At 49.6% G+C, this 20,790-nt stretch carries 19 protein-coding genes; 9 read left to right on the top strand and 10 right to left on the bottom strand.

Annotated features, from left to right (window positions below; translation table 11 throughout):
• Positions 1-234: 234 nt before the first annotated feature.
• Positions 235-1,281, top strand: coding sequence for a LacI family DNA-binding transcriptional regulator (locus ACY0JR_RS11340; protein ID WP_462634204.1), 1,047 nt, complete (start codon positions 235-237; stop codon positions 1,279-1,281).
• Positions 1,282-1,603: 322 nt separating this feature from the next.
• Here ACY0JR_RS11340 and ACY0JR_RS11335 read toward each other — a convergent pair whose 3' ends face one another.
• The 7 genes from ACY0JR_RS11335 to ACY0JR_RS11305 form a co-directional block, all read right to left on the bottom strand.
• The gene (locus ACY0JR_RS11335; protein WP_462634203.1) at positions 1,604-2,038 is read right to left on the bottom strand and encodes a GNAT family N-acetyltransferase; all 435 of its coding nucleotides are present in this window, start codon (positions 2,036-2,038) and stop codon (positions 1,604-1,606) included.
• Positions 2,028-3,737 (bottom strand): gliding motility-associated ABC transporter substrate-binding protein GldG, encoded by a 1,710-nt coding sequence (gene gldG / locus ACY0JR_RS11330; RefSeq protein WP_462634202.1) that lies wholly within the window; start codon positions 3,735-3,737, stop codon positions 2,028-2,030. The genes ACY0JR_RS11335 and gldG overlap by 11 nt, the downstream gene beginning before the upstream one ends.
• Positions 3,731-4,459, bottom strand: a complete 729-nt coding sequence (gene gldF / locus ACY0JR_RS11325; protein ID WP_462634201.1) for a gliding motility-associated ABC transporter permease subunit GldF — start codon at positions 4,457-4,459, stop codon at positions 3,731-3,733. The genes gldG and gldF overlap by 7 nt, the downstream gene beginning before the upstream one ends.
• A gap of 297 nt (positions 4,460-4,756) precedes the next feature.
• Positions 4,757-5,677 carry a gliding motility-associated ABC transporter ATP-binding subunit GldA gene (gldA, locus tag ACY0JR_RS11320; protein WP_462634200.1) on the bottom strand — a complete coding sequence of 307 codons (921 nt, stop codon included), beginning with the start codon at positions 5,675-5,677 and terminating at the stop codon, positions 4,757-4,759.
• Between the two features lie 9 nt (positions 5,678-5,686).
• On the bottom strand, positions 5,687-6,400 hold the full coding sequence (locus ACY0JR_RS11315) for an SDR family oxidoreductase (RefSeq protein ID WP_462634199.1): 714 nt from the start codon (positions 6,398-6,400) through the stop codon (positions 5,687-5,689).
• Between the two features lie 317 nt (positions 6,401-6,717).
• A complete protein-coding gene (locus ACY0JR_RS11310; protein ID WP_462634198.1) occupies positions 6,718-7,494 on the bottom strand; it encodes a DUF695 domain-containing protein in 777 nt (258 codons plus the stop codon).
• 22 nt (positions 7,495-7,516) lie between these two features.
• On the bottom strand, positions 7,517-8,224 hold the full coding sequence (locus ACY0JR_RS11305) for an SDR family NAD(P)-dependent oxidoreductase (RefSeq protein WP_462634197.1): 708 nt from the start codon (positions 8,222-8,224) through the stop codon (positions 7,517-7,519).
• A gap of 108 nt (positions 8,225-8,332) precedes the next feature.
• On the opposite strand from ACY0JR_RS11305, the gene ACY0JR_RS11300 reads away from it, so the two are divergent.
• Together ACY0JR_RS11300 and ACY0JR_RS11295 are read left to right on the top strand one after the other, a co-directional pair.
• On the top strand, positions 8,333-9,061 hold the full coding sequence (locus tag ACY0JR_RS11300) for an MlaE family ABC transporter permease (protein WP_462634196.1): 729 nt from the start codon (positions 8,333-8,335) through the stop codon (positions 9,059-9,061).
• Between the two features lie 42 nt (positions 9,062-9,103).
• A complete protein-coding gene (locus ACY0JR_RS11295; RefSeq protein ID WP_462634195.1) occupies positions 9,104-9,913 on the top strand; it encodes an ABC transporter ATP-binding protein in 810 nt (269 codons plus the stop codon).
• Positions 9,914-10,494: 581 nt separating this feature from the next.
• Here the strand turns inward: ACY0JR_RS11295 and ACY0JR_RS11290 are convergent.
• The 3 genes from ACY0JR_RS11290 to ACY0JR_RS11280 are packed head-to-tail and all read right to left on the bottom strand — an operon-like array spanning position 10,495 to position 12,828.
• Positions 10,495-11,103 (bottom strand): bifunctional nuclease family protein, encoded by a 609-nt coding sequence (locus tag ACY0JR_RS11290; RefSeq protein WP_462634194.1) that lies wholly within the window; start codon positions 11,101-11,103, stop codon positions 10,495-10,497.
• A 10-nt stretch (positions 11,104-11,113) separates the two neighbouring features.
• The gene (locus ACY0JR_RS11285) at positions 11,114-12,088 is read right to left on the bottom strand and encodes an electron transfer flavoprotein subunit alpha/FixB family protein (RefSeq protein WP_462634193.1); all 975 of its coding nucleotides are present in this window, start codon (positions 12,086-12,088) and stop codon (positions 11,114-11,116) included.
• A gap of 2 nt (positions 12,089-12,090) precedes the next feature.
• On the bottom strand, positions 12,091-12,828 hold the full coding sequence (locus tag ACY0JR_RS11280; protein ID WP_462634192.1) for an electron transfer flavoprotein subunit beta/FixA family protein: 738 nt from the start codon (positions 12,826-12,828) through the stop codon (positions 12,091-12,093).
• Positions 12,829-12,890: 62 nt separating this feature from the next.
• Between ACY0JR_RS11280 and ACY0JR_RS11275 the strand changes: the two genes are divergently transcribed.
• The 6 genes from ACY0JR_RS11275 to ACY0JR_RS11250 form a co-directional block, all read left to right on the top strand.
• Entirely contained in the window at positions 12,891-13,229 is a 339-nt protein-coding gene (locus ACY0JR_RS11275) for a tetratricopeptide repeat protein (protein WP_462634191.1), read from the top strand.
• A 247-nt stretch (positions 13,230-13,476) separates the two neighbouring features.
• The gene (locus ACY0JR_RS11270; RefSeq protein WP_462634190.1) at positions 13,477-14,265 is read left to right on the top strand and encodes a transporter; all 789 of its coding nucleotides are present in this window, start codon (positions 13,477-13,479) and stop codon (positions 14,263-14,265) included.
• A 206-nt stretch (positions 14,266-14,471) separates the two neighbouring features.
• Positions 14,472-15,782: a TolC family protein gene (locus ACY0JR_RS11265; protein ID WP_462634189.1), complete on the top strand. Its 1,311-nt coding sequence runs from the start codon at positions 14,472-14,474 to the stop codon at positions 15,780-15,782.
• A 39-nt stretch (positions 15,783-15,821) separates the two neighbouring features.
• Positions 15,822-16,931: an efflux RND transporter periplasmic adaptor subunit gene (locus ACY0JR_RS11260; protein WP_462634188.1), complete on the top strand. Its 1,110-nt coding sequence runs from the start codon at positions 15,822-15,824 to the stop codon at positions 16,929-16,931.
• A gap of 110 nt (positions 16,932-17,041) precedes the next feature.
• Positions 17,042-20,182 carry an efflux RND transporter permease subunit gene (locus tag ACY0JR_RS11255; protein WP_462634187.1) on the top strand — a complete coding sequence of 1,047 codons (3,141 nt, stop codon included), beginning with the start codon at positions 17,042-17,044 and terminating at the stop codon, positions 20,180-20,182.
• 267 nt (positions 20,183-20,449) lie between these two features.
• On the top strand, positions 20,450-20,790 hold a 341-nt coding region (locus ACY0JR_RS11250; RefSeq protein WP_462634186.1), incomplete at its 3' end, for a hypothetical protein.

The following is a 20,790-nucleotide window of genomic DNA, read 5'->3' as shown; positions in this document are numbered from 1 at the left end:
TTACCGATTTACCAACTTTTAACTTCATTTCAAATTTTTTGTTCGGTTTAAGGAATATTTTTTTTAACGTTTTACCAAAAATACGAACATTAAGAGAAGGATTATTTAAAATATAGATTTTTAAACCGGCACATTTTATCAGATGTTTAATTAGATTTGCGAGAGACGCACTTCTTACAAATGGATATTTCACAGAAAGACTCCCCCATCTTCTTACGCAATCGATAGCCCGCCATGAGTAGAACCACCATCCATGACATAGCCAAAGAGCTGAATACGAGTGCTTCAACGGTTTCCAAAGCCTTAAATGACCATCCGTCCATCAGTTCCGCTACCAAAGAGCTCATTAAAGCGGCAGCGCAAAATTTGAACTACCGGCAGAACCGGCTGGCTTCTTCTCTAAGGTCTGGCAGGACTAATATCATAGGAATTGTAATTCCCAGCGCTGATATTGGCTTCTTTGGCGGCGTGGTGCATGGCATAGAGAAACTGGCCCGAAGCAACGGCTATAATATTCTGCTGTTCCAGTCAAACGAGACCGGTGAATATGAAGTGGAGGGAATTGAGACCCTGCTGCAAACCAGTGTAGACGGAATCATTGTCTCCATTGCCAAAGACACGCCCAACCTGGACCACTTCTATGATGTGAAAAAGCGGAAGGTGCCACTTATTTTGTTTGACCGGGTAAAAGACGAGTTGAATTCCCCTTCTGTGGTGGTAGATGACTACAAAGGGGCGTTCATGGCCACCGAACACCTCATCCAACAGGGCTACACCCGTATTGCCCATATCTCTGGGCCGCAGCACATCAAGATCTTCAATGACCGGTTGTGCGGCTACGTAGATGCACTTAAAATGAACAACCTGCCCGTAGATGATGACCTGATCCAGTACGGCCGCAACTCCATTGAATCCGGTCGGGCAAGCGCCGAACGCCTTCTAGCCCGAAACAAAGGGATGGATGCCATTTTTGCCGCCGTAGATTTCACAGCCTTGGGCGCTTTGCAATACCTGAAGCAGACTGGCGTAAAAATGCCCGAGAAGATTGGCATGATCGGCTTCGGGAATGAGTCTTTCAGTCCGTACGTGACGCCTAGTCTTTCGACCATTGACCAGCAACCGGCTCGCATGGGCGAAGAGGCTTTCACGTTGTTTTTAGAAGCCATGGCCAAAAAGACAGCAGGCTCTACCTTGGAGGAAGTGATGGAAGAGCCCAAAAAGATTGTGCTGGAACCCGTATTGATCGTGCGGGAATCTTCGGTTAAGAATCCATTAGCTTAAAAGAAAAATAAAAGGAAATCCCTGCTTTAGGCTTATTTCTCATTAATTAGGCATAAAGCAGGGATTCCCTTTTTAGATACTTTCAAGTGAAGATTCTGAAATTGGTTTATGAGTTAATTACCCTTACACACCCTTTTCATCGTTCGCCGTTGTTGGTGTTATCACCAACAACTTCTACTCAGTTCAGATTGAGGGTTATTTTGAGAAATAAACCGATAAAAGAATTTTGCACCTTTGAGTTAACCCACACTATGGCGCGGAAGTTACTTCCGTGACTTTCTGCATTCTCAAGTCACGGAAGTAACTTCCGCGCCATAGTGTTTTAGGGCCGTTTTTTCAAAAAGAGGTCCTTTTCCATTCTCACGTACTCTTTGCCGTTCTTTTCGAAAACAGCTCCTTCCACGTGCATTCCGGCTTTCAGATAGAAGTTGTACGCGGTGGTGCGGGCGTGACACCAGACAAGAGCGACGCCTTGGTTAGCAGCAAAAGCAAATACGTGTTCTACCAGTTGCCTTCCCAACCCTTTGCTTTGTAAAGAAGGTAGCGTGGCGAATTTCCTGAACTGGGCCTGGTTCTCTTGCAGAAACAAAGAAATCACGGAAACCAACTGACCGTCCAGAAAAGCCCCGAAGTGAACCCCGGTTGCATCGTCTGGTAACTGCACAAACGTGAATGACTTCTCGGGCCACATAACCTGGTGCCGGATGGGCCAGGTTTGCTCCGCGGAAATCTCTTTGATTTCAACTCTACCGGGCATACTTGCGTCTCCGGAGCCAGAACTTAGTCACGCCAAACAGCAGCAACAAGGCCAGTGGAATGCCTAGGTTAATCGCTTGCCATTGGGTTCTTTCTTCGCGCAGCTTCGCTTTGTCCAGTGGTCTCAGTTTGATTTCTTTTCCGCGCAGCTCAATCAGGCCTTTCTCGTCCAGCAGGTAATCGGCCACGTTTTTCAAGAGCTCTTTGTTCGCGAAGCGGGAGCGGGAGAACCGGTCAAAGCCTAGCTCCAGCGGTCTTCCGGAGCGGGGGTCTACGTCATTGGCGGCCAGATCACCGTCTGAGAACACCACCAATTGCGAAGGTTTGCCTTCAGCTTGGAACGGAATATTGGTTCCCTGGGGCACGGGGCGGTTCTTGAATACCGACTGGAATTTTCCCTCCAACAAATACCCAACCGGAATGGCGTTCTGGCTGAACAGGCGCGGGTCACGGTCAACACGCGGATCATTCAAGGAAATGGAAACCGGCGAATCGCGCTTGCGCGAGTACTGCGAGGTCCAGAGGAGCGGTGATTTCTTGATGCCCACGGCTTTAACCGTATCCAGGGAACTCACGAATTTGGTTTGCACGGCATCCAGGTTGCGGGTGAGCGGCAGCTTGCTGAAATTGCTGATAAGCGGATAATAGCGCCAGGGCACCAGTTGCGTCTGGGGCTGATTGCCCATATAACCGGTCACCATAGGAATGAAGCTGGCGTTCAGATCCTGCACCAGATCGGGGTTTACGCGCACGCCGTACTTGAAAAGTAAATCCTGCAGGTTCAGGTCATACGGGAAAGCCAGGAAACCTTCTTCCCGCACGCTGTCCAGAGACGCCCGCACGCCGTCCAGCATGAACAGCATCTTGCCGCCCCTTATCAGAAACTGGTCCATTTTGTATTTGTCCAGTTCAGAAAAAGGCTGGGTGGGTTTCATGAGCACCACCAGGTTGAAGTTGTTCAGGTCGGGGACCTCAGAAAGGTTCACGCGATTTACGGTGTAGTATTCTGAAAGCGTGCCCAAAAAGTCGGCGGCCTGCGGAAGCCATAGTTCGCCGTGGCCCTGCAACACCCCTATTCTACCAGCACTCACCGAGGCTACTTTCCTGATGGCCGAGGCCAGCTCATATTCCAGCCCTTCAATAGATTGGTTCAAACGTTCTTCGGGCGGAGCCGCCTGACTGCCTTTCAGTAAAATGGCCGCCGTTTCTTTTCTCCCCGCCGAAATCAAGGCCCCCGGAAAAACAATTTTCTCTACTTTCTTATCGCCTTCCTGCGCGAACAGGTTGGTAGGTTGCAGGCCTTTCTGGGCTAACTGAGTGTAGAATTGATTACGGGCCTGCTCATTGGTATTAGCGCTGGGGTCTACAAACTGGTACTGGATGTTACCGTCTGAATACAGGCGAAATTCCTCCAGCATCTCGCGGGTGCTGTTCTGCAACCTCCGGAACCCGGCCGGAAACTCCCCTTCCAGGTACACCGTCACCTGCACCGGTTCTTTGAGGTCGGCAAGGAGGTTTTTGGTTTGGTCTGAAATGGAGTAGCGTTTGTCTTCGGTTAGATCTATCCGGAAGAAATAGCGGTTGGCTACGAAGTTCAACACCAGCAGCAGCCCAACGGCCACCAGGAAGAACGTCCAGTCGTGCCCGCGGCGGCTTTCCACTTTGGGGTTCGGGGTTTGGGGGGCTGTCTGCTCTACCATTTTCTGCTCTCCAACACCAGTTTAGTCCCCAATAACATAATGGTAATCACGCTTAGAAAATACAGCACATCGCGGGAGTCAATTAACCCTTTACTGATGGAACTGTAGTGATAGGAAATACCCAGTTGAGCGATGTAATAAGACAGCGTTCCCCACGCATCAATGGAGGCGAGTAAGTCAAAACCGGTATACACCAGATAGCACAGGAAAACCGCCAGAATGAACGCCACGATCTGGTTCTCAGTAAGCGACGATGCAAATATACCCATTGCCACGAACACTGCCGCCAGAAAAACCAAACCCAGGTAGGAACCCGCCACGGCCGCCGAGTCAATGTTCCCCACCGGATCGCCCAGCCGGTACACGCTCACGTAGTACAGCAAGGTGGGCAACAGCGCGAACAAGGCTAGCAGCAAACAAGCGAAATACTTACCCAAAAGCAACTGCGTGTCTGAAAGGGGTTTGGTCAGGAGCAGTTCCATGGTTCCGCCTTTCCGTTCTTCGGCAAAGGCCCGCATGGTAATAGCCGGTATTAGAAACAAGAACAGCCATGGAGCCAGCATAAACACGCTCTGCAAATCGGCGTAGCCATAATCCAGCACGCTGCTGTCTGGAAAGACCCACATGAACAGGCCTGTGGCTACCAGAAACACCCCTATGACAATGTAGCCAATGAGCGAGTTGAGGTAGGAGTTAAACTCTTTGGAGAGAATTGCGAACATATGTATTGGATACCGGTATCAAGACACAAGTATCTAGATTTTTTAGTGGTGATTACGGGTTAGTAAGTACTTGGACAGAAATAACTATATCATCTTCTCTCCTTGTCATCCTGAAAGGATCTTGTGGGCGAACGGCAATGGCTTTTATTAAAAGCTTTTCTAGTTCGCCCACAAGATCTTTCCAAGATGACAAAATTTATATTTTGAATTATACTGCTACTTAGTTTTATCAGAGACAACGTAGTTGCATCGGTTTTCAGCACATTTTCTGAAAAACAAGTCGAAAACAGATTCCACTTACTTCCCTGCCTTGGTTAAATCCTGGAATAGTTTCTCTAAGGAGTTCTCTTCCTGCTGAAGCCCCACTAAGGGCCAGCCTTTTTCCCCGGCCAGTCGGAAAATGGCCGAGCGGAGGTCGGTTTTGGCCGTAGCGATGACGCGGTACTTCAAGGGTCCGGCGGGTTCTACCCGTACTACGCCTGGTAAAGCCAGCAATGGCTCCGTATTGACTTCGGCTTCAAACTCGGCTAAGATTCTGGTCTCCTGACGGCCCATGTTCTTGAGTTCGGCCACTGGACTATCGGCTACCAGTTTTCCTTGGTTGATGATGAGCACGCGGTCACAGAGGGCGCTCACCTCCTGCATGATGTGGGTAGAGAACAGAACGGTTTTGGCCTGCCCTACTTCCTTGATGAGTTGCCTGATTTCTACTATCTGGTTAGGGTCAAGGCCGGTGGTAGGTTCATCCAGAATGAGCACCTGCGGGTCATGAATCAAGGCCTGCGCCAATCCCACGCGTTGTCGGTAACCTTTAGACAGAGCACCAATTTTCTTGTGCCGCTCACGGGTGAGGCCACAGAGATTGATCATTTCCTCGGTGCGGGCTTTCAGATGGGTGCTGCCTAAACCGTGGAGTTTTCCCACGAAGTGCAGGTACTCGCGCACGTACATGTCCAGGTACAATGGGTTATGCTCGGGCAGGTAGCCAACCTGGCGGCGCACTTCCTTGGGTTCTTCCAGCACATCATGGCCGTTTACCAGTACCGTTCCGCTGCTGGGCGGCAGGTAACAGGTGGCAATTTTCATGGTAGTAGATTTGCCTGCCCCGTTGGGTCCCAGAAAGCCCACAATCTCGCCGGTGTTCACCGCGAACGAGACATGGTCTACGGCGGCCTGGGAGCCATACAGTTTGGTCAGGTCTTTTATTTCAATTCCCATGCGTGCGGGTTAGGCTTTTTTAGAAGGCATTGGACCTTTGGGCATGAGCGGCCGCACCTCAATGTTTACCTGGTGGTAATTGGGCGGCGACTGCAAGGCGTGCACAATGGTAGAGGCAATGTCCTCGGGCTGCATCATGTTCTCTTTGTTGGTGACGCCGTCGAAGTTGTCAAAGAAGTTGGTGTCGGTGGAGCCGGGATAAATGCAGGTCACTTTCACGCCATAGTACCGCACCTCTTTGTACAAAGCCTCAGACAAACCTCTAACGGCAAATTTGGACGCGCAGTAACCCGTCAGGTTCTCGCTGCCCATTAAACCGGCAATAGAGGCAATGTTGATGATATGGCCTTCGCGCAGGCGTTTCATGGCGGGTAGCACCAGACGGGTACAGTAAAAGATCCCGTTTACGTTGGTGTCCATCATGGTGTGCCAGTCTTTGGGGCTCATGGTGTCTAAGGCACCTTGTATGCCCAACCCCGCATTGTTGATGAGCACCGATATGTTTTGTCGCAAACGTTCTTCGGTCTGCTCATAAGCGGCCCACACAGAATGTTCGTGCCGCACGTCGCACTCAAAGAAATAGAAATCGGGGTGTGAAATCTTGGGTCGTGAACGGCTCCAGCTTACCACGGTGGCACCCTGTTCCAGCAATAGTTTGGCGGCCGCCAAACCAATCCCGCGGCTGGCACCGGTAATCACAACTACTTTTCCTTCTAGTTCCATATCTTAGAATTTGCTCAAATTTAATCAAAAGAGAATTACCGAAATTTAATCTTTCTTTTTTTCCTGACCGGAGGAAAGCTTGTAAACAAAATAGGATTAAGCCTTTCTGATTCAGTTCTCACTAAAACTGTTTTCGGCCTCATTTTTGTAAAAAGACCATTTTTTAATACATGCAACAAGTACTTTGATTAAAATAATTCTATCTTCTTTTTCACTTGTCATCCTGGAAGGATCTCGGCGGCAAATGACAAGGGCGTTTATTTCAGCTTTTCTAGTTCGCCCACAAGATCCTTTCAGGATGACAAAAATGATATGTATTATAAAGCATTTCCAGTCTCAATAGACGTTTCCCAACCGTCGTAATCGGCGTCAAATTGTTGAGCTAAATTCCAGAGGGAAAGCACTACTTCATTGATGACTTCTTCCTGGGTTTGGGCTTCTTTGGAGACTTGCAGTTTATAAGGTGTTTCCTCCAAATCTGGGTCAAAACTTTCCTCTACTTTCTGGTAACCTTGGGAGGAGATTTCGGTCCAATATTTCTCCCTAGAAGCTTCGTCTTTGAAGTAAATGAAGTGATCTACTTGCCGGGAAATAGCGGGGTTGTCGCCGTTCTCTTCCAGGTGCCGAAGCACTTTGCCGTTTCTTATTCTTTGCAGGTCTTCTGGCTCCGGAAAAAGGAATTCCAGGTAGGTTTCCCACTCGGGGTCTTCCCAAGACTCTGCCTCAAAGGAGTAGGCAGGAAACTGCTCCATGATGGCGGAGAGGTAATGGTTGACTAACAAGATCTCCTCGGCGTAAAAGTAAAACTTCCGGAAGCCGTTGTTCAGGGTTTTGCCCACGAACACCGCGTCCAAATTGGTTTCCAATGTGTCTGCCAGGGCATCTTCCATCTCTCCCAAGGGTCCCCATTCACTTTCACTGGGAAATCCATCTTCACTGGGAGAAAGCAATGGAACGGTAAATTCAATGACTTTATTTTGCGTTTCCAACGGGGCTATGGACTGTAAATTTAAGTCCACGCCAATGAACGCTGGTTTGTTTTCAATCTGGCAGAAATATACCTCCCAGTCTGGCTGATAGTCGTTAGTTTCCATGCTGTTTTACCTAAATCTGCTCTTAAATATCGCCTAACTGCGGGCGCAGCAACAGTTCCTCAATCACGGTTTGCCTGGAAAGGCAATTGGCGCTCCAGATAGCATTGGCTACGTCCTCGGGTTTCATGAAGCGTTCCTTGGGCAAATCTACACCTTCCCAACTGGCGGTATAGGTGGCGCCGGGCAGCACGGCGGTGACGCGTATCTGGTGCTCCTTTAACTCCTCACGCAGCACGCGGGTCATGCCGTAAAGGGCGTGTTTGGCAATGCAGTAGGAACCGCCATTGGTGTACGCGGTGATGCTGGCGGTAGAGCAGATGTTGAAGATATGACCATCGCGGCGCTTGATCATGTCGCCCACTAGGCCTTTGGTTAAGTCATAGGCACTGTAGACGTTGGTGTTGATCATCTCGCGTAAAACCGTATCACTCTCTTCATGGATTTTGCCCGGAATAAAGAAACCGGCGTTGTTCACCAGCACATCTACCTTCACTTTCAAGGACTGGATGTAGTCTATTAATCGGCGCACCTCCCCTTCCTGGCTCACGTCGGCGGCCAGGTAGAAAACCTTGGAGAAGGTGAATTTCTGTTCAATCTCCAGTTTGAGTTTTTCCAGCTCAGCTTGGTGGCGCGAGCAGGTAATGATGTGAAATCCTTCGGCCGCGAAGCGGTCAATAATAGCCCGGCCAATACCTTTGGTACCGCCCGTTACCACTATATATTTTTGCATGAGATGGATGTTTTTTCTTTTTTCAACGTAATATAGGCATTTGAACACAAGAATGACCTAAACACACCCACGGCAGTAATTCGGCCGGGTCACCATTCAACGTACTACATGAAAACCTTTGGTGCATTTGTACTCTTTCTCTCTAGCCTTCTTAAACGAGGAGAGTCTCCCAGAATCTTATTTAACCGAACCATTGATGAAGCCATTCTCATTGGCATCGACTCTATTTTCATTGTTGCCGTAGTCTCCACGTTTATTGGGGCGGTTACCTGCGTCCAGATTTCGTATAACCTGACCAATGCGCTTATCCCCAGGTCTACCATTGGGTTTATGGTACGGGAAATGACCATCTTAGAGTTGGCGCCTACCATTACTTCCATTGTACTGGCCGGGAAAGTAGGCTCAAACATTGCCGGAGGCTTGGGCACCATGCGCATCACGGAGCAGGTAGACGCCCTGGAGGTAATGGGTATCAACTCTGCCTCTTACCTGGTGCTGCCTAAACTCATGGCGGCGCTGCTGGTGTTTCCCATGCTGGTGATTACCTCTATGTTCCTTTCCATTTTAGGTGGGTACGTGGCAGGTTCCCTTTCGGGGGCGTTGTCTGGGCAGGAATACATCACAGGCCTACGTACCGACTTTGTTCCCTGGAACATTGCCTTTGCTTTGATTAAATCTGTGGTGTTTGCCTTTCTGGTAGCCGCCATCTCATCCTTTCAAGGGTATTTTACCGAAGGCGGGGCGTTGGAAGTGGGCCGGGCTAGTACCAAAGCGGTGACTAACAGTGTGATCGCGGTCTTAATTGCAGACTTTGTCTGTGCGCAGTTACTGCTTTGATTCTTAACCGATAAAAGCATTCAGACTTTAGGTTGAATTACCATGATAGAAATTCATAACATCCATAAAACGTTTAACGGCACCAAGGTACTGGACGGCATCAGCGGCAACTTCGAGTCTGGAAAGATGAACATGCTCCTGGGGGCCAGCGGTACCGGTAAAAGCGTTCTGCTCAAATGCATTGTAGGACTGGTAAAACCCGATGTGGGCAGCATTACCTATGACGGCCGAATCTTCGCCAACAACAAACTGGACATTAAGCAGGAAATACGGCGTAAAATTGGCATGCTGTTCCAGGGCAGTGCCTTGTTTGACTCCATGAACGTAAGCGAAAACGTTGAATTTCCGCTGCGGATGCTGACCGATATGTCTAAGAACGAACGTCGTGAACGGGTGGAGTTCTGTCTGAAACGGGTAGGCTTAGAGAATGCCGGAAACAAAATGCCCTCAGAGATAAGCGGCGGGATGAAGAAAAGGGTTGGTATTGCCCGTGCCATTGCACCTCACTGTACCTACCTTTTCTGCGATGAACCCAACTCTGGGCTGGATCCTCTCACAGCCATTACCATTGATGAGTTGATCAAGGAAATTACAGAAGAATACAACATCACTACTATTGTGGTTACCCATGACATGAACTCGGTGCTGGAGTACGGCGACAACGTGATGTTCCTCTATAAAGGTAAAAAGTTGTGGGAAGGCCACAGCAGCACCATCATGGATACCCAGGTGAAAGAACTCAATGACTTCATCTTCTCTAACCGCCTCATGCGCGATGCCAAGAAAGTGGAACAGATTGAGGAAGAAGAACGCCAGGAGGAAGAACGACAAGAAGATCAGCAGAACCGATAAGAAAGGCGCTGTACGCCTGCTGCGATGCTTTTGGGAAGCGCTGTTTTCTGGTTCTTTTCAGGAAAGCTACTTCAAAACAGCTTCTTAAATCTTAATTTTTTTCAATAAAGCCATACTGGCGCAAGCGATTGCTTGCGCCTTTTTTGTGCTGTTTTTACTAAATGAGCTTTAAACTGAAAGCCCACCAAGTCCTAATAATAGGTAAGTTCTCACCAAAATCTTATTGAATGCGCAATAGCCCTCCCATTCCATTAGCAGTGCTGATTCATTCTCCTTTTCCTAATACCATGGTTCAAGTTTTCAACTTGGACCTAAAATATCCGGAAGTTTGCAACTTCCGTGAGGCGAAAGTCTCAAAAACGCTTGATGACTTTGGAACAGCATCCGTACTATGGCTACTATGGCGCGGAAGTTACTTCCGTGACTTAAGATTGTCTGAAATGAGAGTCACGGAAGTTACTTCCGTGCCATAGTAGGAAAGTAAAACCAAGGAAGAAAAAATAATAAACAGCCTCTTCATCAAAATGGAAAAGTCTTAGGCTAACAACCCAAGACTTTTCCATTTTGATGAAATAAACAGCTTAATTCCGTTTGTTCAATTCGTCGCGGATTTTGGCGGCGCGTTCATAATCTTCCTTCTCCAGGGCCTCGTTGAGCATGGTGTTCAGCTCATCTACCGATACCTCTTTGAGGTTGCTTTTCCCACTCCCAGTGGTTGAAACACTGGTGGAAGAAGTTGGAATCTCGTCGGTTTCCTCCTCGTCCTCGTCTTCCTCCATATCACTCAAGATGATACCGGCCTCTGACAAGACTGACTCTACCGTGTAAATAGGAACTCCAAACCGCAAGCCTATGGCAATGGCATCTGACGGACGGGCGTCCAGTTCAAACTCCTTCTCGCCGTCTGTGCAGACAATTTTGGAAAAGAACACCCCTTCCTTTAAATCCGAAATCATAATTTCCTGCACGCTCACCTCCATTTGCTGGGCAAAGGACTTAAACAAGTCATGGGTCAGCGGGCGGGTAGGATTAATTTTTTCAATCTGAATGGCAATGGACTGCGCCTCAAACATGCCTATGATGATAGGCAAACGGCGGCTTCCTTCTTTCTCTCCCAATACCAGGGCGAACGATCCAGATTGCGACTGGCTTGAGGACAAACCCAGAATCTCTAGCTCAATTTTCTTCACAGTTTCTCTTCTATTTGTCTAAAGCTTTGGCGGCTTCTATCAATTTAGGTACAACCTCAGTAGCGTCTCCCACAATGCCGTAATCTGCGGCTTTGAAAAACGGTGCCTCTGGATCTTTATTGATAACGACAATTACTTTAGAAGAGTTAACCCCTGCCAGGTGTTGGATGGCACCAGAGATACCCACGGCTATGTACAAGTTGGGGCTAACGGTGATACCAGTCTGGCCCACGTGCTCATGATGCGGTCTCCAACCCACATCGGCTACAGGCTTGGAACAGGCAGTGGCGGCACCCAGCGCTTTGGCTAGATCTTCAATCAAATGCCAGTTTTCAGGCCCTTTTAAGCCTCTACCGCCAGAAACAACTAAATCAGCCTCAGTCAACAGGATGTCGCCAGACTGGCGGATGGTTTCTTTGGGAGCCGTGGCGAAGTCAGCATCAGCCAGATCAGCGGAGAAATTCTCTACCGTGGCGGTGCCGCCGGAGGTGGTTTCTATGTCCAGCGCGTTTTTCTTAACGGCAATAATTTTTTTATCGGAAGTCAATTCCACGTCAGAAAACGCCTTGCCGGAGAACACCCCGCGGCGAACCGTGAACGAAGAACCGTTGATCTGCGGCAAAGACACTACGTTGGTCGCCAAAGAGGCACCCAATTTCACGGCCAGGCGCGAGCCAATGGCTGCGCCAATGTTGGAATTGGAAAGCACAATCACCGTTGAGTTTTCAGACTCTGCGGCTTTGGAGATTACTTTCACGTAGGCAGCAGCTACAAAACCATGCAGACGGCTGTCATTATCTAATAAAACTCTGGTAATTCCTTGCTCGCCCAGACTGGTAAGGGCGTTAGCCTGCACATCGCCAATGGCAACGGCAGTGGCCGAGGTACCCAGCGCGGCGGCTACTTTGCTCCCGTACGAAGCGGCTTCCAGGGAAGACTTCTTTACTTCGCCGTTCGCGCATTCAATCACTACTAATACTGACATGCTTATAGAACTTTAGCTTCGTTACGCAATAATTTAATCAGGTCACCGGCATTTTCAGCGGGGATCATCTTCACCCCAGATTTAGCGGGCGGCAACTCATAGTTCTGAACGCTGGTCTTCGCTTCCTGCCCTACCGGCTCCACCACTTTCAACGGCTTGGTGCGGGCCGTCATGATGCCACGCATGTTAGGGATACGGGGCTCAGCCATTGGCTGCTGCGCACTCACCACCAACGGCAATGAAGCTTCAATGATCTCTTTTCCGCCTTCAATCTCGCGTTCCAACGTAGCGGTAGAACCGTTCACGTCAAGTTTAATGGCTGGTGCGATGGTAGGAATGCCTAACAACTCGCCTACCATGCCGTGCACCTGAAAACCGTTGTAGTCAATTGACTCACGGCCCATCAGGATAAGGTCATAACCGCCTTCTTTAGCGTAGTGGGCTATCTGCTGCGACACCAGGAAAGCATCGGTGGGTTTCAAATTAACTCTGATGGCGTCATCAGCTCCAATGGCCAAAGCTTTCCGGATGTTGGGCTCCGTATCAGCCTCTCCTACGTTCAAAACCGTCACACTGCCGCCCTGGGCTTCTTTCAGCTCAATGGCGCGGGTGAGGGCATATTCATCGTAAGGATTGATGACAAACTGAACACCGGCCGTGTTAAACGCTTTGCCGTCAGGCGAAAAGGTTATTTTGGTGGTGGTGTCAGGCACGTTGCTAATGCAAACTAAGATCTTCATTTAACTTAGGGTTAGCTTAATTAAGTTAATTTTGTGGGCAATTTAAAAGAATAATTCATCAAATGGAAACGACCAACAGCAGATTGACGCAACTCCTGGCCTTCTACGAAGAAGATCCTACTGATCCGTTCACCATCTACGCCATTGCTACGGAATACCGTCCCACAGACACCGGTAAAGCCCGCTTCTTCTACGAAAAACTGCTGGCCGAACATCCAGAATATGTAGGTACTTACTACCACGCCGCCAGCCTCTATCTGCAGCTAGAGGAGCCTGAACTCGCCAAACAGGCGTACCAGAAAGGCATGCAGGTAAGCCGGCAACAAGGCCAGCTCCATGCCTTCTCAGAGTTGCAGCAAGCCTACAACAAGATGATGGGTTTAGATTACGAAGATGAGTAGAAATTAGTTTGCATGCATACTATTTTTGCGTTTTCCTGCTGATTTTCCGAAACAATTAAGAAATCAGCAGGAAAAGTACATTTTAGGGTTAGGCCCAGAACTGGATTTTTACTCTCCTGAAGGACGTTTTACGGGACTTTTCTGGAAAACACCTCAAAAGCAGACATACCCTGATTCAATATTTAGATTAATCTAAACTTTTAATTAGATTTACCTGTAAAGAAGATCGTACCATAATCCAGGTCCTATGAAAATCTTTACGTTGTTCTGCTTAGCATTGCTTCCCGCTTTCTGTTTTGCCCAAGCCGCGCAGGACAGCACCAAAGCGCATTCGGCACTGGAGACGGACCGGCCCGACCAGACCGAAGCCTCCAGTGTGATCCTGGTGGGCACTTTGCAGGTGGAGAGTGGCTTTTTAAGGCAAGTGTACAAGCACCAAGGGCAGAAAACCACCGATTACCTCTACCCTACCACGCTGTTCCGGTTTGGGGTTCTCCAGCGGCTTGAACTCCGGCTTATCACTGAATACCACCAAAATACCTTCTCCGCTGAAGGCAGGACTGTTACCCAGCGTGGCCTGAATGCCTTAGCGGTAGGAACCAAAATCTATATCACGGAAGAAAAAGGGTTGTTGCCCGAGATTTCGTTTATTGGCCACCTGACGTTACCCTCCGGTTCCTCTGAGTTCAGGCCCGCGTTTGTAGCCCCAGATTTCAGATTCTCCCTCGCCCACACTCTCACCGATAAACTCAGCCTAGGCTACAACCTGGGTTATGAATGGGATGGGGACACCCCTACCGGTACTGGCATCTACACCCTGGCGCTGGGCACCGACATATCAGAACTGTGGGGCGGTTATGTAGAGTTTTTTGGAGAAAAGCCTGAAAACCAGAAGTGGAGCCATTCCGCCGACGGAGGCATCACGTTCTCCCCCCGCTACAACCTTCAATTTGACTTATCAGCATCGCTTGGGCTTTCGGAAGACGCCCCAGACTATTACCTCAGCGCGGGTTTTAGCTTCAGAATTCCGAAATAAGGCTGGAAAGATGCTTGAACAGATTTACACGAATTTACAGACGACGGGAAAGTTTTTTTGCCTCAACATACCTCCTATTTCAGAGTAAATGACCATCTTAAGCCTTTCATTTAGCTCTGCACCCCTCTCTCATCACTTTCTAATCTGGGTCTAATCAGCCTCTAATACGGGCACTCTACTTTTGAGCATTCCTTTAAAGAATGCCCATGTTGAAACCCAAAATAATCTTTCTGCATTTCTTGCTGGCGTTTACCCTCCAACCGGTTCTTGCACAACGTACCCCAACAACCCCCATCACCTTAACAGCGACCACAGACTCGCTACGTCTTACTTTACCAGAGGCCGAACAGCTTTTTCAGGAGCGAAACTTACCGTTGCTGGCGCAGAAAACGGCCATAGAAGCTTCGCAGGCTGCCATCATCCAGGCGAAGTTGTTTGAAAATCCAGTCCTGAGCATTGATCAAGGCATTTACAACCCCACCAACGGTCGCTACTTTGACCTGTCTCAGCAAGGACAAACCTATGTGCAACTGGACCAACTGGTTTACCTGGCCGGCAAGCGCAACAAGCGGGTGCAGGTAGAGCAACTGAACACCCAACTCACCGAACAGGCCTACTTTGATTTGCTGCGCACCCTGCGCTTTGCCCTGCGCACCAGCTTCATTGAATTGCACTACAAATTGCAAGGCTACAACGTGCTGCAGGAAAGAACCCAGGCAGTGCAGCGGCTAGTCACAGCCCTGGACGGACAATACAAGAAAGGCAACATTCCCTTAAAAGAAATCACCAGGCTTAAAGCCCTCCTATTTCAATTAGGCAACCAGCAGTTGAGTTTACTCAATGAGATTCAGGAGGAACAGGCGGAGCTAAGATTGCTGACTAACACTCCTGCTACCACAACGCTGGTGCCAGTGGTAAATGAATCAGCTCTTAACAACCTTAACGGAGACCAACTCTCATACGCCCATCTGCTGGAAACTGCCCAGGAAAACCGGTATGACCTGAAAGCCGCCGAAACGGAGGTACAATTACAACAAGCGAATCTGAAACTCCAGAAAGCCTTAGCGGTGCCGGACCTCACCGTGGGGGCCAACTATGACCGGCAAAGCAATTTCATCCGGGATTATGTGGGCCTGAATGTGTCTGTGCCGCTGCCGCTCTGGAACCGCAATCAGGGTAACATCAAAATGGCGAAGCACGAGATAGACCGCAGTCAGCAACTCTTAGCTCAGCAGCAATTGGTGGTGGAGAACGAAGTGATGCAGGCCTACCAAAAAGCGCAGGAAGCCCAGAAGTTCTACGCTTCTTTTGACCCCAATTTCCGGCAAGACTTTGACCGCCTGCTGGAAGGCGTCACAACCAGCTTTGTGCGCCGCAACATCAGCCTCATTGAGTTTCTGGATTACTACGAAACCTATACCGACAGCATTACCCAATTGCTGGAACTCAGCACCAATCGCCTGCGCACCCTGGAGGAAATCAATTTTGCCGTGGGCAAGCCGGTCATCAGTTATTAAGTCAATCTTATCCATTACTTCCCCATCACCAGAATCTATATGAAAAGTAAAATAGCATCTCCGTTTCTGGCCTTACTCAGTGGAGCCCTTCTCTTCACTGCCTGCTCAGAAGAAAAGAAACCCGCTCAGACCTCTCCCATCGCCATCAATGAACTGTGCCTCACCGATACGCTCTCCAACATGGTGCGGATGGACACCGCGCGGCTTCAGCAAGTCACGAACCAGTTACAACTAGTAGGAAAAATCTCGCTAGATGAGAAAAAGGTTTTCAAGGTATTCCCGTTGGTGGGTGGTCACGTGCAGACGGTGAAGGTGGAGCTGGGCGATTACGTGCAGAAAGGCCAGACCCTGGCGGTGATCCGGAGTGGCGAGATTGCCGAATTTGAGCAGCAGCGCATTGCTGGGCAATCTGCTCAGCAATTAGCCCAAAAGAATCTGGACGTGGCTAAAGACATGCTGGCGGCCGGGCTTATCTCCGAGAAAGAACTGCTGGCCGCCCAGCAGGAAAAAAAGAACGCCGATGCGGAGGTGCAGCGCCTGAAGCAGATTTACGGCATCTACAACATTGGCAAAGGATCTGAGTACGTGGTAAAAGCACCCTCGGCGGGGTTTGTGGTGGAGAAAAACATCAACGCCGATATGCAGATCCGCTCAGATAATGACACCAACATCTTCACCATTTCCAGCATGAATGAGATTTGGGTCATGGCCAACGTGTTTGAGTCTGACATCTCCAAAATCAAGGAAGGCTACGAGGCCGAAGTGACCACCCTCAGCTATCCAGATAAAGTGTTCAAGGGCAAGATAGACCGCATCTTCAACGTGCTGGACCCCGAGACCCGCACCATGAAAGTTCGGGTACGCCTAGACAACCCCGATTTCTCCTTGAAGCCTGAGATGTTCGCCAACATCCGCTTGCAGTACCCCGATGGCAAGCAACTGCTGGCGGTACCCGCGCAATCCATTGTCTTCGATCAAAGCAAGAACTATGTGATGGTGTACCGCAAGCGTTGCGATGTGGAACTGCGGGAAGTGCAGGTTTACCAGACCGTAGGCCAGACGGCTTACCTCCAGAGCGGGCTCCAAGAAGGTGAAAGTGTGATCAGCAAGTACCCGCTTCTGGTCTATAACGCCTCAAAGGCAAAATAAACTGCTTAGCGTTTCTAGCCTGTTATCATCAAAGGCAGTTGATTCCAGAATTGGTCCGGCACTCTGTTTTAGGCCCGAATTCGTCAACGTCTTAGTTTTCCTTTTTATTTATGAATTCATTCATTAAAAATATCATCGGGTTCTCGCTCAAGAACCGATTCCTGGTCTTTTTCATTACCGCCGGCATTGTGGTGGCCGGTATCTTCAGCTTCCTGCACACTCCTATTGAGGCGTTCCCCGACGTAACCAACACGCGGGTGCAGATCATCACGCAATGGCCCGGCCGCAGCGCCGAGGAAGTGGAGAAGTTTGTGACCATTCCCATTGAGGTGGAAATGAACGTGGTGCCGAAAAAGACCAGTCTCCGTTCTATTTCACTCTTCGGGCTATCGGTGGTGACCATGATCTTTGAGGACGAAGTTGACGATTTCCATGCTCGGCAATTAGTAGCGAACCAATTGGCCACCGTTAACCTGCCCGAGGGCATTGATGCCGAGATGCAGCCCTCCGCGGGGCCCACCGGCGAGATTTTTCGCTACACTCTGGAAAGTAAATCCAAAAATGTGCGCGAACTTAAAACCATTCAGGACTGGGTGATCGATCGCAAACTGAAAGGCGTACCGGGAATCGCCGATGTAGTGAGCTTTGGGGGAGAAGTGAAGACCTACGAGGTAAGCGTTGACCCCAGCCTGATAGGTAAATACAACATCACCGCGCCCGACGTGTACGAGGCCATTGCCAAGAGCAACCTCAACGTGGGTGGCGATGTGATCGAGAAAAACGGCCAGGCCTACGTGGTGCGCGGCATCGGGCAGCTCAACAACATCTCTGAAATTGAGAACGTGATGGTCACTGATCGCAACGGCGTACCGGTGCTCATCCGCAACGTGGCCACGGTCACGGAATCGCACTTGCCAAACCTGGGCTTTGTGGGCCGGGACGATAAAACCAACCTGGTGGAAGGCATTGTGGTGATGCGCAAGAACGAGAATCCCAGCGAGGTGCTGGCCTCGCTCAAAAACAAGATCACGGAGTTGAACGAACAGGTGCTGCCCGATGACGTGCAGATTAAGCCTTTCTATGACCGTTCTGATTTAATTGGCTTTACCACCAAAACGGTATCGCACAACCTTCTGGAAGGCATTGTGCTGGTAACAGCCATCGTGTTCCTGTTTATGGCCGATTGGCGTACCACCATCACGGTGGCCATCATCATTCCGCTGGCCTTGCTCTTTGCGTTTGTATGTATGCGCCTCAAAGGCATGTCGGCGAATCTGCTGTCCATGGGAGCCATTGACTTCGGGATTATTATTGACGGGGCCGTGGTGATGGTGGAGGGCTTGTTTGTGGTGCTGGACAAGAAGGCGCATGAAGTGGGCATGGCCAGGTACAACCTGCTTTCCAAACGCGGCATCATCAAGAAAACGGCCATTGATCTGGGGAAATCCATCTTCTTCTCCAAACTGATCATCATTACCGCCCTGCTGCCCATTTTTGCTTTCCAGAAAGTAGAAGGTAAAATGTTCTCGCCGTTGGCGTACACCCTGGGCTTTGCCTTGCTGGGCGCTTTGTTCTTCACCCTCACGCTGGTGCCGGTGCTTTCCAGCATGCTTTTAAACAAAAACGTTCAGGAGAAGAATAACCCATTTGTGAACTTCCTGAACAAGTACGTTTACAAGGGCTTCAGCTTCACCTACAAGCACAAGCGGGCCAGTTTAGTAGTGGCGCTGGCGATCATGGCAGCGGGGCTTTTCACCTTCAAGTTCCTGGGTTCTGAGTTCCTGCCCCAACTAAACGAGGGCGCCGTGTACGTGCGGGCCAGCATGCCTATGAGTACATCCTTGAAGCAGTCTATCGAAATGTCAGAAAAGATCAGGAGTACCATCCGGTCCTTTGACGAGGTGAAGCAGGTAATGTCCCAAACGGGTCGCCCTAATGACGGAACGGACCCCACTGGTTTCTTTAACATTGAGATGCACGTGGACCTGAAGCCCAAGGAAGACTGGCAGCGGAAAATAAGCAAAGAAGAACTCATCCAAGAGATGCAGACCAAACTGGCGGCGTACCAGGGCATCAGCTTCAACTTCTCCCAACCCATCATGGACAACGTGGAGGAAGCCGTCTCTGGGGTGAAAGGCTCAATGGCCGTAAAGGTTTTCGGAGATAACCTACAACGGTTAGAAGTATTGGGGGACCAAGTGTACAACGTGCTCAACAAGGTGGAGGGGATAGACGATTTGGGCGTGATCAACCTCATTGGGCAGCCCGAGATGCAGATTGAACTGGACCAACAGCGCATGGCTTCTTATGGCGTCTCCACCGCCGATGCACAGGCAGTCATTGAGATGGCCATTGGCGGAAAAGGCGCCAGCAGCCTCTACGAAGGCGAACGCAAGTTTGACATTAGAATCCGCTATCAGCAGGAGTTTAGAAACAACGAGGAGCAACTTAGCAACCTGCGGGTACCAACGAGCCACGGAGGAAACATCTCGCTGCAGGAAATTGCCAAGATCAGCAGCGTAACTGGCCCTGCCTTTGTCTACCGCGAAGACAACGCCCGCTTTATTGCCGTGAAGTTCTCGGTGCGCGGCCGCGATTTGGGCAGCACCATCAAAGAGGCGCAGGAAAAGGTGGACCAGGCAGTGAAGCTGGACAAAGGCATGCACCTGGAATGGAAAGGAGAGTTTGAGAATCAGATTCGCGCCACCGACCGCCTCATGCAAGTAGTACCAGTGAGTATCGTGCTGATTTTCCTGATCTTGTTCGCATTGTTCGGCAACGGGAAAGACGCGGCGCTGGTGATTTTGAACGTGCCCTTCGCTCTGATTGGCGGTATCCTGGCCCTTTTAATCACCCATACCAATTTTAGTATCTCGGCGGGCGTGGGTTTTATCGCTCTTTTCGGAATATGCGTGCAAAACGGGGTGATCCTTATCTCGGTGTTCAAGAACAACCTGCTGGAGGAGATGCCACTGGGCAAAGCCATCAAAGAAGGCGTGAAAGAACGCACCCGTCCGGTGGTGATGACCGCTATGATGGCTGCCATAGGGTTGTTACCGGCTGCGCTTTCCACCGGCATCGGTTCTGAGACACAGAAACCGCTGGCTATTGTAGTCATTGGTGGCCTCATCAGCGCCACCGTGCTCACCCTGCTTATTTTTCCGCTGCTGTTTGACAGCGTGTACAAGAGAACACTCAAGAAACGAACCAAAGGCCGCGTCCCTCGGAAAGCAGAGGCCGTGCCTGCATAGTTTAGTTTTGATAGGTTTAACTGTTTGTGTAACGGTTCGGGCTTGAGTGGGCCGGGGTGGCCTTGTGCCACCCCGGTTATTTTAAGCTAACAGGGGCTTGAAAGTGCTTCAAAAAGAGAACATAAAACGCAGCCTAGAACTTAGGCTAACGCAGCTTTACAAAGCCATTTTGCTGAAGAGTAAGACAGAATGGAACACCCAGTTTCAAGGGGAATTTCACTGCATTAAGGGTGCTTTTTCCAAAAATTTAAAACTACTGGAACACCTATGGAAACAATGATCGAAAAGTACAACCAATTGCATAAGAGCATGGTCAGCGGCTTTACAGACGAGCACAAGGCCGAAGCATACAACCTAAAGAACAACAGCCACAACTCATTGGAAAGTATCAATTGGAGTGACATTCACCAGGCCATTTACATGATAGAAGTTGGGGAGGTAGCAAAAAAGAATTTCCTGGAGTTCGGGCTGGAAGGGTGTTTCGGGCACCAGGAACTGTTAGGTAGATACCTTCGGCTGTTTGGGCTTTTAAATGCTGTTTTCCAGCAAAAGGTGGCCATTGAAAAGCTTTTAGAGGCATACCAGATAAAGGAACTGGAAAGAATTTC

This window comes from Rufibacter sp. JT3400010, assembly GCF_054956755.1.
Note: the sequence above shows the minus strand (reverse complement) of the source record. Positions and strands in the feature narration are given on the sequence as shown.

Bases quoted from the DNA above. Each gene is read 5' to 3' on its own strand.
- ACY0JR_RS11275 (WP_462634191.1), top strand. From the start codon at position 12,891: ATGGAAACGACCAACAGCAGATTGACGCAACTCCTGGCCTTCTACGAA.
- ACY0JR_RS11280 (WP_462634192.1), bottom strand. From the start codon at position 12,828: ATGAAGATCTTAGTTTGCATTAGCAACGTGCCTGACACCACCACCAAA.
- ACY0JR_RS11305 (WP_462634197.1), bottom strand. From the start codon at position 8,224: ATGCAAAAATATATAGTGGTAACGGGCGGTACCAAAGGTATTGGCCGG.
- gldF (WP_462634201.1), bottom strand. From the start codon at position 4,459: ATGTTCGCAATTCTCTCCAAAGAGTTTAACTCCTACCTCAACTCGCTC.
- ACY0JR_RS11285 (WP_462634193.1), bottom strand. From the start codon at position 12,088: ATGTCAGTATTAGTAGTGATTGAATGCGCGAACGGCGAAGTAAAGAAG.
- ACY0JR_RS11300 (WP_462634196.1), top strand. From the start codon at position 8,333: ATGAAAACCTTTGGTGCATTTGTACTCTTTCTCTCTAGCCTTCTTAAA.
- ACY0JR_RS11340 (WP_462634204.1), top strand. From the start codon at position 235: ATGAGTAGAACCACCATCCATGACATAGCCAAAGAGCTGAATACGAGT.
- ACY0JR_RS11335 (WP_462634203.1), bottom strand. From the start codon at position 2,038: ATGCCCGGTAGAGTTGAAATCAAAGAGATTTCCGCGGAGCAAACCTGG.
- ACY0JR_RS11265 (WP_462634189.1), top strand. From the start codon at position 14,472: ATGTTGAAACCCAAAATAATCTTTCTGCATTTCTTGCTGGCGTTTACC.
- ACY0JR_RS11315 (WP_462634199.1), bottom strand. From the start codon at position 6,400: ATGGAACTAGAAGGAAAAGTAGTTGTGATTACCGGTGCCAGCCGCGGG.
- ACY0JR_RS11260 (WP_462634188.1), top strand. From the start codon at position 15,822: ATGAAAAGTAAAATAGCATCTCCGTTTCTGGCCTTACTCAGTGGAGCC.
- gldA (WP_462634200.1), bottom strand. From the start codon at position 5,677: ATGGGAATTGAAATAAAAGACCTGACCAAACTGTATGGCTCCCAGGCC.
- ACY0JR_RS11270 (WP_462634190.1), top strand. From the start codon at position 13,477: ATGAAAATCTTTACGTTGTTCTGCTTAGCATTGCTTCCCGCTTTCTGT.
- gldG (WP_462634202.1), bottom strand. From the start codon at position 3,737: ATGGTAGAGCAGACAGCCCCCCAAACCCCGAACCCCAAAGTGGAAAGC.
- ACY0JR_RS11255 (WP_462634187.1), top strand. From the start codon at position 17,042: ATGAATTCATTCATTAAAAATATCATCGGGTTCTCGCTCAAGAACCGA.
- ACY0JR_RS11310 (WP_462634198.1), bottom strand. From the start codon at position 7,494: ATGGAAACTAACGACTATCAGCCAGACTGGGAGGTATATTTCTGCCAG.
- ACY0JR_RS11295 (WP_462634195.1), top strand. From the start codon at position 9,104: ATGATAGAAATTCATAACATCCATAAAACGTTTAACGGCACCAAGGTA.